The sequence below is a fragment of the Micromonospora sp. WMMD736 genome, assembly GCF_049179015.1.
Taxonomy (GTDB): domain Bacteria; phylum Actinomycetota; class Actinomycetes; order Mycobacteriales; family Micromonosporaceae; genus Micromonospora.
In genome coordinates this window covers 2,779,250-2,794,150 of record NZ_JBMHMI010000001.1, presented here as the reverse complement: position 1 = coordinate 2,794,150, position 14,901 = coordinate 2,779,250, and the positions used below count along the sequence as shown (strand labels likewise).

General features: G+C 69.8%; 22 protein-coding genes and 1 tRNA gene. 14 read left to right on the top strand and 9 right to left on the bottom strand.

What is annotated here, in order from left to right:
* Positions 1–100 precede the first annotated feature (100 nt).
* The 3 genes from ACN269_RS11940 to ACN269_RS11930 all read left to right on the top strand — a co-directional run bounded on the left by ACN269_RS11940 (position 101) and on the right by ACN269_RS11930 (position 1,230).
* Positions 101–538, top strand: coding sequence for a DUF3052 domain-containing protein (locus ACN269_RS11940; RefSeq protein ID WP_132237238.1), 438 nt, complete (start codon positions 101–103; stop codon positions 536–538).
* A gap of 85 nt (positions 539–623) precedes the next feature.
* Positions 624–1,088 (top strand): peroxiredoxin, encoded by a 465-nt coding sequence (locus tag ACN269_RS11935; RefSeq protein WP_421472512.1) that lies wholly within the window; start codon positions 624–626, stop codon positions 1,086–1,088.
* A 67-nt stretch (positions 1,089–1,155) separates the two neighbouring features.
* Positions 1,156–1,230 (top strand) — tRNA-Val (locus ACN269_RS11930).
* A gap of 146 nt (positions 1,231–1,376) precedes the next feature.
* Here the strand turns inward: ACN269_RS11930 and ACN269_RS11925 are convergent.
* Together ACN269_RS11925 and ACN269_RS11920 are read right to left on the bottom strand one after the other, a co-directional pair.
* The gene (locus tag ACN269_RS11925) at positions 1,377–1,733 is read right to left on the bottom strand and encodes a hypothetical protein (protein WP_421472511.1); all 357 of its coding nucleotides are present in this window, start codon (positions 1,731–1,733) and stop codon (positions 1,377–1,379) included.
* A gap of 99 nt (positions 1,734–1,832) precedes the next feature.
* A complete protein-coding gene (locus ACN269_RS11920) occupies positions 1,833–1,925 on the bottom strand; it encodes a hypothetical protein (protein ID WP_421476296.1) in 93 nt (30 codons plus the stop codon).
* 244 nt (positions 1,926–2,169) lie between these two features.
* On the opposite strand from ACN269_RS11920, the gene ACN269_RS11915 reads away from it, so the two are divergent.
* Positions 2,170–2,556 (top strand): hypothetical protein, encoded by a 387-nt coding sequence (locus ACN269_RS11915; protein ID WP_421472510.1) that lies wholly within the window; start codon positions 2,170–2,172, stop codon positions 2,554–2,556.
* A gap of 111 nt (positions 2,557–2,667) precedes the next feature.
* Here the strand turns inward: ACN269_RS11915 and ACN269_RS11910 are convergent, their stop codons facing one another.
* Positions 2,668–3,063: a hypothetical protein gene (locus tag ACN269_RS11910; protein ID WP_421472509.1), complete on the bottom strand. Its 396-nt coding sequence runs from the start codon at positions 3,061–3,063 to the stop codon at positions 2,668–2,670.
* Between the two features lie 69 nt (positions 3,064–3,132).
* Complete coding sequence (locus tag ACN269_RS11905; RefSeq protein ID WP_421472508.1) at positions 3,133–3,258, bottom strand: hypothetical protein; 126 nt, start codon at positions 3,256–3,258, stop codon at positions 3,133–3,135.
* A gap of 105 nt (positions 3,259–3,363) precedes the next feature.
* Between ACN269_RS11905 and ACN269_RS11900 the strand changes: the two genes are divergently transcribed.
* Positions 3,364–3,846: a hypothetical protein gene (locus ACN269_RS11900; protein WP_421472507.1), complete on the top strand. Its 483-nt coding sequence runs from the start codon at positions 3,364–3,366 to the stop codon at positions 3,844–3,846.
* A gap of 76 nt (positions 3,847–3,922) precedes the next feature.
* The gene (locus ACN269_RS11895; RefSeq protein WP_421472506.1) at positions 3,923–4,474 is read left to right on the top strand and encodes a hypothetical protein; all 552 of its coding nucleotides are present in this window, start codon (positions 3,923–3,925) and stop codon (positions 4,472–4,474) included.
* A 47-nt stretch (positions 4,475–4,521) separates the two neighbouring features.
* Here the strand turns inward: ACN269_RS11895 and ACN269_RS11890 are convergent, their stop codons facing one another.
* Entirely contained in the window at positions 4,522–4,962 is a 441-nt protein-coding gene (locus ACN269_RS11890; RefSeq protein WP_421472505.1) for a hypothetical protein, read from the bottom strand.
* A gap of 64 nt (positions 4,963–5,026) precedes the next feature.
* Positions 5,027–6,472: an RICIN domain-containing protein gene (locus ACN269_RS11885; RefSeq protein ID WP_421472504.1), complete on the bottom strand. Its 1,446-nt coding sequence runs from the start codon at positions 6,470–6,472 to the stop codon at positions 5,027–5,029.
* A 128-nt stretch (positions 6,473–6,600) separates the two neighbouring features.
* Here ACN269_RS11885 and ACN269_RS11880 point away from each other — a divergent pair, with 128 nt between their 5' ends.
* Entirely contained in the window at positions 6,601–7,440 is an 840-nt protein-coding gene (locus tag ACN269_RS11880) for an alpha/beta fold hydrolase (protein ID WP_421472503.1), read from the top strand.
* 216 nt (positions 7,441–7,656) lie between these two features.
* Complete coding sequence (locus tag ACN269_RS11875; protein ID WP_421472502.1) at positions 7,657–8,208, top strand: DinB family protein; 552 nt, start codon at positions 7,657–7,659, stop codon at positions 8,206–8,208.
* 15 nt (positions 8,209–8,223) lie between these two features.
* Here ACN269_RS11875 and ACN269_RS11870 read toward each other — a convergent pair whose 3' ends face one another.
* On the bottom strand, positions 8,224–9,405 hold the full coding sequence (locus ACN269_RS11870) for a helix-turn-helix domain-containing protein (protein WP_421472501.1): 1,182 nt from the start codon (positions 9,403–9,405) through the stop codon (positions 8,224–8,226).
* Positions 9,406–9,735: 330 nt separating this feature from the next.
* Between ACN269_RS11870 and ACN269_RS11865 the strand changes: the two genes are divergently transcribed.
* Genes ACN269_RS11865 through ACN269_RS11855 form a run of 3 tightly spaced genes read left to right on the top strand, consistent with a single transcriptional unit; the run spans position 9,736 to position 11,224 of the window.
* Positions 9,736–9,975, top strand: coding sequence for a hypothetical protein (locus ACN269_RS11865; RefSeq protein WP_421472500.1), 240 nt, complete (start codon positions 9,736–9,738; stop codon positions 9,973–9,975).
* Positions 9,976–10,003: 28 nt separating this feature from the next.
* Entirely contained in the window at positions 10,004–10,552 is a 549-nt protein-coding gene (locus tag ACN269_RS11860; RefSeq protein WP_421472499.1) for a hypothetical protein, read from the top strand.
* Between the two features lie 42 nt (positions 10,553–10,594).
* A complete protein-coding gene (locus ACN269_RS11855; protein WP_421472498.1) occupies positions 10,595–11,224 on the top strand; it encodes an HAD-IA family hydrolase in 630 nt (209 codons plus the stop codon).
* A 10-nt stretch (positions 11,225–11,234) separates the two neighbouring features.
* On the opposite strand, the gene ACN269_RS11850 is transcribed toward ACN269_RS11855, so the two are convergent.
* On the bottom strand, positions 11,235–12,170 hold the full coding sequence (locus ACN269_RS11850; protein ID WP_421472497.1) for a phosphotransferase: 936 nt from the start codon (positions 12,168–12,170) through the stop codon (positions 11,235–11,237).
* Between the two features lie 157 nt (positions 12,171–12,327).
* Here ACN269_RS11850 and ACN269_RS11845 point away from each other — a divergent pair, with 157 nt between their 5' ends.
* Entirely contained in the window at positions 12,328–12,807 is a 480-nt protein-coding gene (locus tag ACN269_RS11845; protein ID WP_421472496.1) for a GNAT family N-acetyltransferase, read from the top strand.
* Positions 12,808–12,871: 64 nt separating this feature from the next.
* A complete protein-coding gene (locus ACN269_RS11840) occupies positions 12,872–14,014 on the top strand; it encodes a polysaccharide pyruvyl transferase family protein (RefSeq protein ID WP_421472495.1) in 1,143 nt (380 codons plus the stop codon).
* Positions 14,015–14,021: 7 nt separating this feature from the next.
* On the opposite strand, the gene ACN269_RS11835 is transcribed toward ACN269_RS11840, so the two are convergent.
* The gene (locus ACN269_RS11835) at positions 14,022–14,228 is read right to left on the bottom strand and encodes a hypothetical protein (protein ID WP_421472494.1); all 207 of its coding nucleotides are present in this window, start codon (positions 14,226–14,228) and stop codon (positions 14,022–14,024) included.
* Between the two features lie 81 nt (positions 14,229–14,309).
* Here ACN269_RS11835 and ACN269_RS11830 point away from each other — a divergent pair, with 81 nt between their 5' ends.
* A complete protein-coding gene (locus tag ACN269_RS11830) occupies positions 14,310–14,831 on the top strand; it encodes a DinB family protein (RefSeq protein ID WP_421472493.1) in 522 nt (173 codons plus the stop codon).
* Positions 14,832–14,901 lie beyond the last annotated feature (70 nt).

Here is a 14,901-nt window from a genome sequence, read left to right as displayed (position 1 = left end):
CCGGTGCGCCACTTGCGCGCAGACGCACAACTGTGTGGACTTTGCCTGACGGCGTCGGTCCGACGCCGCGAGCAGGGACGAGATGAGGAGGCACGCGACAGTGAGCGCGACCGCTGGTCAGGCCGCCGACGGGGTACGCAGCCTGGCGGACCGGTTCGGCATCGAACCGGGGATGGTCGTCATGGAGATGGGGTACGACGACGACGTCGACCAGGATCTCCGGGACGCCCTGACCGACCGCTGTGGAGATCTGGTCGACGAGGACACCGACGAGGTGGTCGACGCGGTGCTCGTGTGGTACCGCGACGGCGACGGTGACCTCTTCGAGCTGCTCGTCGACGCCCTCGGCCCGCTGGCCGACAACGGGGTCGTGTGGCTGCTCACCCCGAAGGCGGGGCGCGAGGGGCACGTCGAGCCGAGCGAGGTCGCGGAGTCCGCGCCCACCGCCGGCCTCCAGCAGACCTCGACCGTCAACGCCGGCCGGGACTGGAGCGGCGCCCGCCTGGTGCTGCGCCGAGGGGCCAAGGGCAAGAAGTAACCCACCCGCGCCCCTCGCGCCCCGACGGTCCGCCGTCGGGCGCGCTGGGCTGGCCTTGTCCTCCGAGTCGACCCGAGGAGTTCGCATGCCCATCGAGGTTGGCGCCGAAGCGCCGGACTTCGTGCTCAAGGACCAGAACAACCAGGAGATCCGACTCTCGGACTTCCGGGGCCGCCGCGCCGTGCTGCTGGTCTTCTACCCGCTGGCGTTCACCGGCACCTGCCAGGGAGAGCTGGCCGAGGTGCGGGACAACCTCCACGAGTACGCGAACGACGACGTCCAGGTGCTGACCGTCAGCGTCGACTCGGTCTACAGCCACAAGATCTGGGCCGACCGGGAGGGCTACCAGTTTCCGCTGCTGGCCGACTTCTGGCCGCACGGCGGCGTCGCCCAGGCGTACGGGGTCTTCAACGACGTGGCCGGCATCGCCAACCGGGGCACCTTCGTCATCGACAAGGTCGGCGTGGTCCGCTTCGCCGAGATGAACAACCCCGGCGAGGCCCGCGACCAGCAGGCCTGGCGCAAGGCCATCGCCGACGCGACAGCCTGATGCGGTCGGGTCGGCGGCGAGCAGGTAGGCTTGCCAGCCACCGGCCCGCCGCAGACGGGGCGATCCGGGGCGCGTAGCTCAGTGGGAGAGCACCCGCCTTACAAGCGGGGGGTCGCAGGTTCGAAACCTGCCGCGCCCACCAGTCACCAACAGCCAAAACCCGCGATCACTGCCCGGGGCGGTGACGGCAGCGGGTCCACGAGAGCCGCTCGCGGTGGAGCTGGACCAGGCCATCAAGGATGTGCAGTCGGTGCTGAGGGCAGCCGCAGACGGGGATGCCCCCGGCAGTCATCCGGCAAGTTCCCGCAGAAGGCTTGTTCGGTCGTCGCTCCACAGTTCGATCGAGTAGCGCAGGCCCAGACCCGCGAGGACGGCACCGAGTTCGTCTACGCGGGACGGATCGACGACGCCGCTGAAAAGGCGTTCATCAGGTGACGGCTCGACCAGCTCGATGCACACCCACTCGTGCTCAACCTCATACTCAGTCCACGAGCTTGCACGGGCACGCCAGCCTGCTCGTATGAACATCTCAGCCAAGACCTTCACCCCCGGGGCATTGGGGAGACAGCCATAGACGTTGTTGTCGAGAACGGCTAGCTGGTCGGCAAGACGCGGCCCGGGGGTACCGCCAGAAGTGATGTTCATGTTGCCTCCCTACTTCGATCGTGCCCGTTCCGTGCCCGACGCAACGGTCAACACCAGTCCTCAGCAGTAGCCCGCTGCAGACTGCATCAGCGCTCTGCGCTAGGCGTCACCGGCCGCCTCGATCAGCTCGGCGAGTTGAAGCCGAGCCTTGACCACCGCGACCGACCTCACCTGACGGCGCCACGCGTCGATAAGGACGGGATCGGTGGAGACGGCGTCGATCCCGCAGCACCAGGCGAATGCATTCGACCTCGCAAAATTCGATGCGATGGTATTTCGACCGACACGTCCACCATTGCCGCTCCTTCCGCTGAGCCCACCGCAACGGTGACGGGCAGCCGATGCTAGCTGCCGCGCCTACCATGACCAACAGCCGAAACCGCTCTGGGACATGCCGGCCAGGCAGCCGCGGGTGAGGTGCGGCCGTGCCCGTTGCGTGCTCGACGGATGGTTCCTACCCACCGAAGCGGTCGTGGTCAGAAACAATGCTTCGGTGGGTTGGGAAGATTTTCTCTGGCATATGGACCACCGGCTGGGTATGTACGTCGGACGGCCAAGGTATGAGCGAGCGTTCTCGGCGGTGACAGGGTTCGACCTCGCGCGTGGCCGGGGCGAGCTGGCAGCGTTCCAAGGGTGGATGTCCGCCCGCCACCGTGGCAGCAGCCTTGCCTTCTGGGCGCTGGTGCTGGCGGAGACCTTCGGTGAGGGGGCGGCCGAGGAGAGCATTGCCAACGATGACGATCACATGCTGGCCATCTCGAACCTCTGCCGGCTCCTCCGCGAGTTCCTTGGGCAGCAAGTGGCGATCGCCGACCAACACTAAGCGGCGGTGGCACCCAGAACTCACATGCGAGGGGTCGCAGGTTCGAGACCTGCCGCGCCCATCAATCACAACAGCCGTAGGTGCTTCCGATGGTCGAGCGACGTCAGCCAGCTACCGGGGCCGCTTGTCCTCGACGTGTACGACGTCGAGCTCATGCCCGTCCTGGTCGCGCTTGTGGCGTCCATAGAAGCCAACGGCCAGGTCGCTGTTGTCCTGGACTTCGTCGGGCCCCACGTAGGTCAGCACGTCGTTGTGGTGGCCGTAGACCACCCATCCGGGACCGGGATCGAGAGTGATGGTGCTGAAGTCTCCGGCAGGTGAGCCGACGTGAACAGGGCCGTACTCGCGCAGGATCTCGATGGCCTGAGCGGCGAGGTCGGCGCTGGGTCCGGGAGATGGCAGTACGACGCACGTGCCGTTGGCGAACACGACCCAGGATTTACCATCCCCTTGGATGATGCGACGCCAGGTTCCGGCCAGATCTTGCTCCGACATGGCGATGATCATCCCTGAGTTGGTGCACCGGCGCTAGCCGTGAAGGGCTTCACCACGGTGACCCGGGTTGGGCTTTCCGCGCTAGTGATCGTCGATGATCGGCTCGGCCCACGCCGCGTGAACGAACTCCCAGGTCCAAATGATGCCGTCCGACCCGCCCGTGGTCGCGTCGACGGCGGCGGCGATCAGATGCTGCCCTCGGGGCACGATGGCGACTCGCTACCGGACACGTGCCGTCACAGTTCTGCGCCACCACAGGTGCGATGATTCCCCCGCCGTTGCGGGCTGCGACGGCGGAATGGGAGGGCAGCGGTGCGGTACGTCAGCGTTGAGCGGACCAGCCATGGCGTGGCTCTGGATCCCGAGGCATACCTCCGGCAGTTGCCGTCGTTCGCCGACTCGTTGCCCGACGGAGCGCGCAGGTTCGCGGTGGACCCCGACCACTACGACTTCCACGGGCAACGGTGCGTCAAGAACCTGAAGCCCGAGCGCCTGACCTCTGGTGAGACGGACGGGAGTCGCTGGCTGGAGTTTCAGCTGCGGCACAACTGCTGGAAGCACGAGGAAGATCTGACGATCCGCTACAGCGGCGTGCACAGCGTCACCATCGAGCCCGTTGACCATGGGCTGGACGTCGCCCGGCTCCAGGACGTGATGCTGGACGAAGTGCTACCGGACGAAGACGGGTGCCGACACGAAATCGTCTGTCTCTCGGGACGGCTGATCGTGACAAGCCAGGACCTGGTCGCAACCTGGCTCTACGCCGACTGCGCGGAGCGAGAGCCGAGTCAGTGAGCCAGCTCCGCTGACCTTCTCACTACGGGCGTGCAGTGTGAGGTATCGAGCTATGGACCGTCGTAGGAGAGCAACCATGCCGACCCGGCACAGCCGCCATGGCCTGACGTTGAGTCCGGACTACCGGATGATCGTCCTACGCGACGTCTACTGCGACGCCGCGGTGGGCTCGACGGCCGCAATCAGGGAGGCCACTGAGAATGTGGCGGGGAGCACCGGATACGAGATCTACATCGTCGTGACCCAAGACCTCGTCGAGGTGCGAGCCGACGTGGAGATCTGGGACAAGCCCCCCGATGATGACCTGAGTGTGTCCGGGTGGACGGGTCCTCTGACGTTCGACCTCGACTGTCCTACCGGCAAGCTACAGGTTGGCGACATCTTTGGCAGGGTCATTTCTGGCATCGACCCGCCGAGCGGTCCTGGCCGGTACACGGTCGCGCTTTTCCATCGCGGGCGTGAGCAGGCAGACCGGGCATTCCACGAGATTCTGATGGTGACGGGCGCTGATGACGACAACGCCCGCATCGCCGACCTGCAACGACAACACGCCGGCATCGAGCGTTACCTGATGCGGATCTGGTGGCAGACCGACCTGCCACCAGACGAGGACGACGAAGACCTGTGACGACCCATGAACGGTTCGTCTGAGGGTCCGCAACCTGTCGCGATCTGTCAGGCGGCACCCTCAAGAAGATGATCAGTGGGGCTGTAGTTGATCCGCCAGTCGGCGTAGACGCCCATCGTGCCGTCCTGAACACAGCGCAGTCCGACGCTGATCCAGCGGATCTCACCGTCCGCGTACAGGGCGAAGCCGACGGCGACGTGGAAGACTTCGCCGCCGCACGGGCAGGCGCAGTCGCCCGGCTCGGCGTCCTCCCAGTGGTCGGCGCTGTCCGCGACGAAGGCACGTGCATCGCAGGCCGCGCAGCTCACCTCGGCGCAGCCCTCCTCGTCGTCGACAAGGACGTCGAAGGCCCGGCCGGCGCACTCGACGCAGACCACCTCCTTGACCCGCACCACCGGGTAGCCGCCGGGCTGGAACTCACGGAGGTAGTCGGCAAGGTCCGTGAAGTCCTCGCCTCGCCAGAACTCGCCGCTTCTGTCGATCGCCACCGGCGCAGCCTGCCGTACGCGTTCAGCGGTGTCGAGAGCAGGCGGCGATGGCGTGGTACGGCCGTCAGGACTGGGTACGGGTCCACTGCTGGTTGGCGCCGGTTCCGCAGGTGTACTGGGTGATGTCGGTGCCGTCTGCCGTGCCGCTGCTCACCACGTCCAGGCACTTGCCGCTGTGTCGGGCGCGCAGCTGGTAGTAGCTGCCGGTGGCGACCCACTGCCACTGCTGGTTGGTGCCCGTGCCACAGGTGTACTGGACGATGTTGGCGCTGTTGGCGGTGGAGGCGTTGGCGACGTCGAGGCATTTGCCGCTGTTCTGGTTGACGATCCGGAAGTAGCCGCTACCGGCGTCGCGGAACTCCCACTTCTGGTTCGCGCCCCCGTTCCAGGACCACTGTCTGACTTCGGCGTTGTCGCTGACGGACATGTCCAGGACGTCGACCACCTTGCCGCTGTTGCGGTTGGTGATGCGATAGGAGAGCGGCGCCTCTCCGGTCACGGTGCCTGCTGCGGCGTCGATGGTGATGGTGGGATACCAGGTCAGGCTCATGCTCGTGGCGGTGGGGAAGGCGATCGGCAACCACACGTACTGCGAGTCGTTGACCGGCCCGCCCCAGGCGCCGGCCCAGCGGTCGCCGAGGTAGAGGTAGCTGGTCGTCGACGTGCCCTGGATGGGGAGCACGAAGGCCGACTGGGAGCGGAAGGTGGTCGAGTCCCCGACGTTCGTCATGCCGCTCCACGGGCCGGAGATGCTGGACGCCGTGGCGTACCTGGCCTGGTTCGGGCTCCAGCCGGTCAGGCCCGAGGTGAGCAGGAAGTAGGTGCTACCGCGCTTGAACAGGGCCGGTGCCTCGCGGTTGCCGTCGTTCCAGAAGTTGCCGACCAGCGTGGCCGGGGTGAGGTAGTCGGCGCTGAGGCGGTAGATGAGCAGGTCGCGGTTCTCGTCGCCGGCCGAGATCATGTAGGCGGTACCGCCGTCGTTGTAGAGCGTGATGTCCCGCGACATGTTGCCCAGCGGCCGGAAGCTGCCGTGGTAGGTGTAGGTGCCGTCCACGGTGGCCGAGGAGGCGACGGCGGCCCTCGCCTCGCCGTAGTCGCTGCCGTTCTCCTTGTGCATCCACATCACGTACCGGTTGGTGCTGGCGTTGTAGATGACCTTCGGCCGCTCGATGTTTGCCGACTGCAGTTCCGCCGCCGACGACTGGGTCAGCACGTTGTTGCGGAACTCCCAGTCGCGCAGGTTGGTGGAGCGGTAGACGGAGACCGCCCGGAACGTGTTGTTGGCGTTGCGGTTCTCGCCGAACCAGTAGTAGTAGTCGCCGACCTTTAGCACCCCACCACCGTGCGCGTGCACGAGATTGCCGGTGGTGTCGGTGAACTGCGTGCCGTTGGGGATCGTGACCGGCGCGGCTTGGGCCGGGGCGGCGGCCATGGTGGTGACCGCCACGATCGCCGTTCCGACCAGGGTGAGCGCCGCCACCAGGGATGGAAGCAGTCTGTTGCGTCTCACTACGTTCGTCCTTCCGTGGGCGGGCGGCGACCGTTCATCAATGTACATCTATTTTCGTCGGTGCAGGTCGAGAACGATCGCCGGTGGCGTCGTGCCTCCGTGGACCGACCGTGGTGCAGGATGCAGCGGTGACGTCCATCTACCGCACCCCTGCGGGCAGAGACACCATCCGGCGGTGGTGTGAGCAGCAGTTCAGCGGGTGGTCGACCCCGCACGAGCGACACGTCATCCGGGCCCACGGCCACGACACCCACCTCCTCACCGCCGGCGCGGGCCGCGTGACGGTCGTCCTCGTCGCCGGTGACCGCTTCAGCACGGCCGCCTACCTGCCGCTGCTCACGGCCCTGGCACGGCAGTACCGGGTGGTGGCCGCCGACATCCCGGGCCAGCCCGGGCTGAGTTCCGACGCGGCGGACGTCGCCGACGGCGGGCTTGCCGGGTACGGGGCGTGGCTGGCCGAGGTTGTCGAGGAGGCCACCACCGGACCGGTCGTGACCTTCGGGCACTCGTTCGGCGGCGCGGTGACGCTCGCCGCCGAGCATCCCCAGGTCAACGGCACGGTCGCGGTGGCACCGGGCGGACTGTGCCGGCTCAGAGTCACCCCTCGTGTCCTGCTGGCGTTCCTGGGCTGGCTCGCGCGGCCCCGGCCGGCGTCGAGCCTCCGGTTACTGCGTCTCCTGTCCGCGCCCGGCCGCACGCCGCGCGCCGAACTGGTGGAGTGGATGACGCTTGTCGCCCGGCACGCCCGTCCGGTGAGTACCGATGATCTCGTGCCGGCGACGACGGGCAGGGCGCCGGTCGTGATCGCGAGCGGCGACCACGACGTGTTCCTGCCCCCGGACCGGCTGCGTGCGGCGGCGGAACGGCGGCTTGATGCCGGCGTCGACATCGTCCCCGCCGCCGGTCACCTCGTCACCGACGAACACCCCGACACGCTCGCCGCGCTGGTGGATCGGCTGGTCAACTGACCCGGGTCGCGGCGTGCAGACCGTGCCGCCGCGCGGAGTCATTTGACCGCACCCGATAGCCTTCGCGGCTATGGGCGCGATCAAACCATGGCACCTTGCGGTCCTTAGCCTCTGCTGTCTCCTTCCGTTCACGGCCGCAGTCGCCGGCGGAGTCTGGGCCGTCCTCCGCAAGCGCAACCGACGCTGACCCGCGGTCGCCCGTTAGTGTCAACGGCCATGACCAACGCGAACGAGCACGGTCACCCCGAGCCGCCGATCGCGGGCGACGAGACCGCCACCCTGCTCGGCTCCCTCGACCGGCAGCGCGCCACCCTGGCCTGGAAGACAGGCGGGCTCGACGCCGCCGGCCTGCGGGCGACGCTCGGTCCGTCGTCGATCACCCTGGGCGGGCTGCTCAAGCACCTGGCCTTGGTCGAGGACCTCTACTTCTCGTTCAAGTTGGCCGGGCGCTCACCGGGACCGCCGTGGGAGACCGTCGATTGGGACGCCAACCCGGGCTGGGAGTGGCGTTCGGCCGCCGAGGACACGCCGGAACAGCTCCACACGCTGTGGCGGGAGGCCGTGGCGCGCTCCCGGGCCACCGTGGCCGAGTTGCTGGCCGACGGCGGTCCGGAGCAGTTGGCCCGGGGCGAGTGGCCCGACGGCCAGGTGCCCAGCCTGCGGCGGGTCCTGGTCGACCTCATCGAGGAGTACGCGCGGCACGCCGGGCACGCCGACCTGATCCGTGAGTCGGTGGACGGGCTTACCGGCGAGGACCCGCCCCGCTGATCGCCACCCGCCGTCTCACCTCGACGTCGGATTGCCCCCGATCACTGTCTCCCGCAGCACGTGTAGTGCATCGCCGAACTCGGCGGTGGCTGGCTCGCGTGGGTACCGACGGTGCAGTTCGGCGTCCACCTCGCCGGCAATGAGCAGAAGCGACGGGAGCGAGCGACGGCCGGCGGTGAAGGCAGCCAGGCCGGTCTGAACAGCCAGCTCCAGATCGCCCGAGCGCGCTGCGGTGGCGGCCAGCGTCAGTTGCGCCTCTGCCACCCGCATCGGCGACCGATGGACACCGTCTGGTGCGGTCGCTGTCTCGATCACCTCGACCGCGTACCGCCGCGCTCGCGCATCGTCCTCCGCGAGCCGGTACGCGTCCATGGCATAGAACGACCATTTCGCCCGATCGACCTGAAAGTGATCGTCGGGCCGTTCCGCGATCGGCAGTTCGTCGAGCAGCTCTCGGCCGCGATCCAGCGCCCGGTGGACGCCCGCGATGTCGGCGAGCCGGCCGAGGGCTTTCGCTTCCTGGGCGATGAGCTGCACCGCGACGGCGGACGACCCCGCTGTGCGCTGGCCAGCCCGTGCCGCGTCCAGCGCCGCCGAAGGGCGTGACTGGGTGAGGGCGAACCAGGCGGCCATCTCCCACGACCAGCCGACTATCCCGTTGTGCCCGGCCTCCTCGCCGAGCTGGCGAGCGGCGATTCGGGTCGCCTCCGCGCTCGCGCGCATTCCGAAGTCGTACTCGACGCAACCGATGAGCAGCGCCAGCCGACCGGCGCAGACCAGCAGTTCCCGGTGCTCCCGTAGACCGACCGGTTGTCGGAGCAGGCGGACGGTTTCGCGGAGCCAGCCCTGGCCCTCGGCTCTCAAGTCTCGAGCGTCGCGCCAGCCGTACTGACAACACAGCTCGGTAACCGTGGCCTGGAGCGATTCCAGAGTGGCCGGCGCGCTGTCGCTGAGGCGGACCCGGCGCAGCAGGTCCGCAGTCTCCCACGGACGCGCGTCCCGTGCCGCGGCGACGTCGAGGTGGGCGATGGCGATGAGTTCGCCTCGGGCATCGAGGACACCGTCGATGCGTCTTGCCAGATCGTCGGTGGGCTTGCGGTGCCCGTTCTCCAGACGCGAGAGGTGACCCTTGTCGGCGGGCAGCCGCTCAGCGAGGGCGGCCAACGAGAAGCCGCGCACTTCGCGCAGCGCCCGCATCCGTACGCCGAAGGACGGCATCGTCTCACCCTCTCACCGTTGCGGGTTGCCGCCCTGCGACTGGCAACCGACAACCGATCGACCCCGCCAACACTACCGCCGGAGAGTGATGGCAGGAATGACGACGCGTGACGGTCGAGGGGGTTCGATGCGGCGAGTGGGCTACGACCAGTACCTCGTCGTTACCGCGCTCACGCTCGCGCAGCGGCATCGACCGGTCTGGTCCTGGAGGCGTTGGCGGCGGATCTGTCGCTGCGGGGCGGACCTGCCCTGCCGACAGCGTCACCGAATCCCGATTAGCCGACAGCTTTGGCCGGACGAGGAGGAGTCGTGAGCGATTATCACGCATCCGAGCCTTGCCATTCGCCGGTCCTGCCCATCTGGAGTTGCCAGGGATGTGACCTGCCCTGGCCCTGCCCCGCAGAACGGCGAAGGCTGCATGCTGAGTTCGCGGACGCGCCGCTGACCCTGGCCCTGTACCTGGGTTCGCAGTTCGCACGGGCAAGCGCCGACCTGGCCTGGATTCCCGCCGAGCGGCTGCATCAGCGCTTCCTGGGCTGGCTGCGCTGAAGCGGCGGGTTGCCAGCAGAATGGGCGCGTGCAGGACACCGTTGCCGTCGCGCTGATCACGTCACTGTCCACGTTGGCAGCCTCCGCCCTGACCGGGCTGATCGCCGCCCGCAGCACCCGTCGGCAGCTCGCCCACCAGCTCACCATCGCTCGGGAGGAGAGCGCCGACCGGGCCGCTACCCGGCGCGAGGAGCTGCGGCGCGACGCGTACGTCGGGTTCCTCGGCGCCTGCGACGCGGCCTACCGGCGGCTGGACCGGCGGTGGGTCGAGCCGGGCGCGGACGCGGTCCCGCCGTGCTACGACGAGACGTACGCGGCGATGCGCGCCGTGGACGAGGCGTACAACCTGGTGTTGTTGGCAGGCCCGGCGGAGGTCGCGGCGGCGGGCCGGTCGGTGGTGGCCAGCCTGACGACGGAGTACGCCGAGCAGCGCCGGCTCGCCGACGAGCCGGGCGACGCGGCGGCGGCGCTGCGCGACCGGCATCGGGAGCGGTGGCTCGCGGCCATCGAGGTACGAACGGACCGCCGCGTCGCGTTCGTCGACGCCGCGCGTCCCGCCGTCGACAGTAAGGGCTGACCGCGTCCCGCCTATGCTCGGGCGGGAACAGGGGGAGGTCAGGTGGATCTGTCCGGCATCGGCGCGGTGCTCTTCGACATGGACGGCACCCTTGTCGACTCCGACGCCGCCGTCGAGCGGGCCTGGGAGCGGTGGGCGTCCGAGTACGCCGTCGAACCGGCGGCGGCACTCGCGATCTCGCACGGCAGGCCGGCCGACCAGACGATCCGTCGGCTCCTGCCCGCACTCGACGACGCGGCGGCGGCCGTGGCGGCGGCCCGACAGTTGGCGTTGCAGTACGACGACCTGTCCGACGTGACCGCCACCCCGGGCGCCCGTGAGCTGCTGTCGACGTTGACCCGGTCGGGGGTGCCCTGGGCGGTGGTGACCAGCGCCGACGTGCGGCTGGCCGAGGCCCGGCTCGGTGCCGCCGGCATCGCGCCACAGGTGTTGGTGACGGTGGAGGACGTACGGGAGGGCAAGCCGGCGCCGGAGGGCTACCTGCGCGCCGCCGCGCTGCTCGACGTGCCGCCGGCCCGCTGCCTGGTCGTCGAGGACGCCGAGGTCGGGCTGCGGGCCGGGCGCGCGGCCGGCGCGATGACGGCCGCGCTCAAGGGGCTCGACGGCGACGTGCGCCTGGACGACCTGGGGCAGTTGGCCCGCCGGTTCCAGGCGGCGACCGCCGCGAGCTGACCGATCGGCGTCAGCCGAGGCGTGCTGCCAGCCAGGGCAGCAGGGCGTCGGCCTGGGCCTGCTGGAACGCCCGTACGGTGGGGATGCCGGGCGGCGGCGGACGGCGGGCGCTGTCGGTGAAGAAGCCGGCCAGCCCGGCGTACACGCCGGTGATCGCGGCCGGGTCGACGTCGGCGGTGAGCGGCAGCCGGCGCAGCATCGCCTCGGTGTCGTGCCCGCCGTGCAGCCGGACGTTCACCAGCAGCAGCGCCGTGTCCAGCCAGGCCGGCCCCTGGCAGGCCCACGGCCAGTCGACCACGGTCACCGTTGCGGCGGCGTCGAGCAGCAGGTTGTCGGCCCGCACGTCGACGTGGCAGAGCGTGTCCCCGGTCAGCGCGGCGACGCCCTCGTCGGCGGCCGCGCGCAGTTCGTCGAGGTGGGCGCGGGCCCACGGGTCGAGTCGTGGCGGCGGGTCGGCGGCGATCCGGTGCCAACCCGCGAAGTCCCGGGCCAGCAGGTCGGCGGCGGTCGGCACGTGCGCGACGGGGCTCGGGGTGAGCGCGACGGCCATCGCCTCCAGGGCGTCCAGGACCCGGGTCAGCTCGTCGGACCGCCAAGGGGTGACCGGGTGCCGGCCGTCCACGTCGGAGAAGACCAGCGCCACCCAGTCGCCGTCGTCGTGGCAACCCAGCAGGCGGGGCGTCGGCGCGGTCGCCGGGAGCGCCCCGGCGATGCCGGCCTCGGCGCGGTGCATGACCGGACTGTCCGGGTTCAACGCCGGGTTGACCGCCTTGACGAACGCCCGTCGCCCGCTGGCGGTGCGAACCCGGTCGGCGGTGCCCGGCGAGTAGCCACCCGACTGGGAGACCGCCGCCACCACCCGGTCACCGATGATGCCCTCCACGGCGGCCCGGACCGCCGCCGGCAGGTCACCCCAGCCGATTCGCGTCGCCGTCCCCTGCGCCATTCCGCCACGGTGCCCCTCGGCCCACCCCCGCGACAACCCGATTACGCGTGCCGAAGAGATCAACTTTCCGGCTAACCTCATGATCACCGCGCCGAGGGCTGGGGTGGGTGTGGTGAAGTGGTGGCGGAATCCGACCGAGGGGGAGAGGGAGGCCACGGTGGAGTTGACCCTGACGCCGATGACCGAGCAGGAACTGGCCCGGCTGCGGGAACCCCTGGAGGTCGGGTACGCCGAGGATCTCGTCGCGCACCGCGGCCTGACCCCGGAGGCGGCCCGGGAGCGCACGGACGAGCAGCTCCGCGAGCTGCTGCCGGCGGGCGCGGCCACCGAGCGGGCGCTGCTGCGGGTGGGGCGGGTCGACGACACCGAGGTCGGCTGGATCTGGGTGGGCCTGCCCGCGAGCGCCGACACCCGACAGGCCTGGATCTACAACATCGAGGTACATCCGGCGCACCGGGGACGGGGACACGCACGACGGATGATCCAGCTCATCGAGACCGAACTGGCCGGACTCGGCGTACCCGAGCTGGCTTTGAACGTCTTCGGCACGAACACCGTGGCGATCGGCCTCTACCGGAGCCTGGGCTTCGAGGTCACCGCGCAGCAGATGGCGAAGCGGATCGACCCGCCGAGCTGAACCGGGACTGTTCACCTGCCCAGCGGGAAACCCGCGCGGACCGCACCTGGGGAGGAGCGAGGAGATGACGCACGGCGCCGGACTGACCATCGGTGTGCTCGGCTCGTACGGTGGCCGGAACCTCGGCGACGAGGCGATCCTCACCGGCCTGCTCGCCGATCTGCGCACGCAGGAGCCGAACGCCCGGATCATCGTCTTCTCCCGTCACCCGGAGCACACCCGGGCCGCGCACCCGGACGTCGAGGCGGTGCCGTGGGAGGGCGTCAGCCGTACCGACTCGGCATTGGTGCTGGCCCAGCTCGACCTGCTGATCCTCGGCGGCGGCGGGATCCTCTACGACCGGGAGGCCCGCCGCTACCTGCGGGTCGTCCGGGTCGCCCAGGAACGCGGCCTGCCGCTGATCACGTACGCGGTGGGGGTCGGACCGCTCAGCGACGCGGTCGACACGGGCATGGTCCGCGAGACGCTGGCCGGCGCCACCCAGGTCACCGTCCGAGACCAGGAGTCCCGGATGGTCCTGGAGGAGGCCGGACTGCTCAACCCGATCACGGTCACCGCCGACCCGGCGTTCCTGCTGCAACCGGAGGAGTTCCCGACCCACCTGCTGGCCGAGGAGGGCGTACCGGTCGGCAAGCGGCTGGTCGGGATCAGTGTGCGTGAGCCGGGACGGGCCGCCGAACGCCTCGACGTCGACGGCTACCACCGGCTGCTGGCCCAGATCGGTGACTTCCTGGTGCACCGCATCGACGCGTACGTGCTGTTCGTGCCGATGGAACGCGACGACATCCGGCACTCGCACGGGGTGCTGTCGCACATGGTCGCCGCCGAGCGGGGGCGGATCCTGCACGGCACCTACTCGCCGCAGCAGGTGCTCGGGCTGATGCGCCACTTCGACCTGGCCGTCGGCATGCGCCTGCACTTCTTGATCTTCGCGGCGATGGTGGGTACGCCGTTCCTGCCACTGCCGTACGCCGGAAAGGTCTTCGACCTGGCCCAACGGCTCGGTGTGCCGGCACTGCGCGGCGTGGAACGGGAGGTGGAGGGGCCGCTGCTGGCCGAGGTCGACCGGCTGTGGGACGAGCGCGAGCAGCGCGCCGAGGCCACCGCCCGCCGGGTCGCCGAGGTCTGCGAGCAGGCGCGGGGCACCTCCGAGGTCACCCGTGGCGTGCTGGACCAGCTGCGCAGTCAGAACCTCACCCGGGCCTGACCGACTGTCACACGGCAGGGCCGGTGAAGCGGTAGGTCCACTCGCGGGTTTCCTCGCGGGCGGTTTCCAACTCGTAGATCTGCGCCTCGGCCAGCCCGCCCGGCCCGAGGTGGTGGTGGGTGAGCGGCGGGCGGCCGTTGGTGTCCAGCTCGACGGTCACGGTCTGCCCGTCCGCCGTACCGCCGACGAGAAGGATCTGCACGGATGAGGCCATGCGCCCATCCTGCCCGTCGCGAAGCCGCCTCGCAGCGGATGCGGGGCAGCGCGAGGCCTCCCGCGCGGTTAGTGTCGGCGGATGGCAGAGCAGACCATCGATCCGACGCTCGGCCCGGTGCTCGCCCGCGTCGGCGACGAGCGCGCCGTCCTGGAGTCGTTCCTCGACTTCCACCGCGCGGTGGTGGTGCGCAAGGTGCGGGGTCTGTCCCACGACGATGCCGCCCGCCGGCTGGTGCCCTCCGCGACCACGCTCGCCGGGCTGGTCAAGCACCTGACGCTGGTCGAGCGGAACTGGTTCCCGGTGCTGCTCGCCCCCGAGCCCGGCGACGTCTACCTGACCTCGGAGGAGGACGCGGTGGCGAGCTTCACCCTCGACGAGCGGGACACGGTCGACGGGCTCGTCGAGGCGTACCAGCGGGCCTGCGCCCGGTCCCGGGCGGTCGTCGCGCGTTTCGACCTCGACCACGTGGTGCCGCACCCGCAGCTCGGCGAGGTGTCGGTGCGCTGGATCCTGGTCCACCTCATCGAGGAGACCGCCCGACACGCCGGCCACGCCGACATCCTGCGCGAACTGACCGACGGGTCGACGGGCGCCGTCTGAGCGCGGCGGTTCATCGCCTCGGCCAGCACCGCCGGCACCCCGGCCCGGGTCAGTGCCGACCGCACCACGT

Excerpts from the sequence above, each read along its gene's own strand:
- ACN269_RS11895 (WP_421472506.1), top strand. The coding sequence starts at position 3,923 with ATGCCGACCCGGCACAGCCGCCATGGCCTGACGTTGAGTCCGGACTAC.
- ACN269_RS11935 (WP_421472512.1), top strand. The coding sequence starts at position 624 with ATGCCCATCGAGGTTGGCGCCGAAGCGCCGGACTTCGTGCTCAAGGAC.
- ACN269_RS11925 (WP_421472511.1), bottom strand. The coding sequence starts at position 1,733 with ATGAACATCACTTCTGGCGGTACCCCCGGGCCGCGTCTTGCCGACCAG.
- ACN269_RS11830 (WP_421472493.1), top strand. The coding sequence starts at position 14,310 with ATGGCAGAGCAGACCATCGATCCGACGCTCGGCCCGGTGCTCGCCCGC.
- ACN269_RS11870 (WP_421472501.1), bottom strand. The coding sequence starts at position 9,405 with ATGCGGGCGCTGCGCGAAGTGCGCGGCTTCTCGTTGGCCGCCCTCGCT.
- ACN269_RS11840 (WP_421472495.1), top strand. The coding sequence starts at position 12,872 with ATGACGCACGGCGCCGGACTGACCATCGGTGTGCTCGGCTCGTACGGT.
- ACN269_RS11835 (WP_421472494.1), bottom strand. The coding sequence starts at position 14,228 with ATGGCCTCATCCGTGCAGATCCTTCTCGTCGGCGGTACGGCGGACGGG.
- ACN269_RS11875 (WP_421472502.1), top strand. The coding sequence starts at position 7,657 with ATGACCAACGCGAACGAGCACGGTCACCCCGAGCCGCCGATCGCGGGC.
- ACN269_RS11910 (WP_421472509.1), bottom strand. The coding sequence starts at position 3,063 with ATGATCATCGCCATGTCGGAGCAAGATCTGGCCGGAACCTGGCGTCGC.
- ACN269_RS11850 (WP_421472497.1), bottom strand. The coding sequence starts at position 12,170 with ATGGCGCAGGGGACGGCGACGCGAATCGGCTGGGGTGACCTGCCGGCG.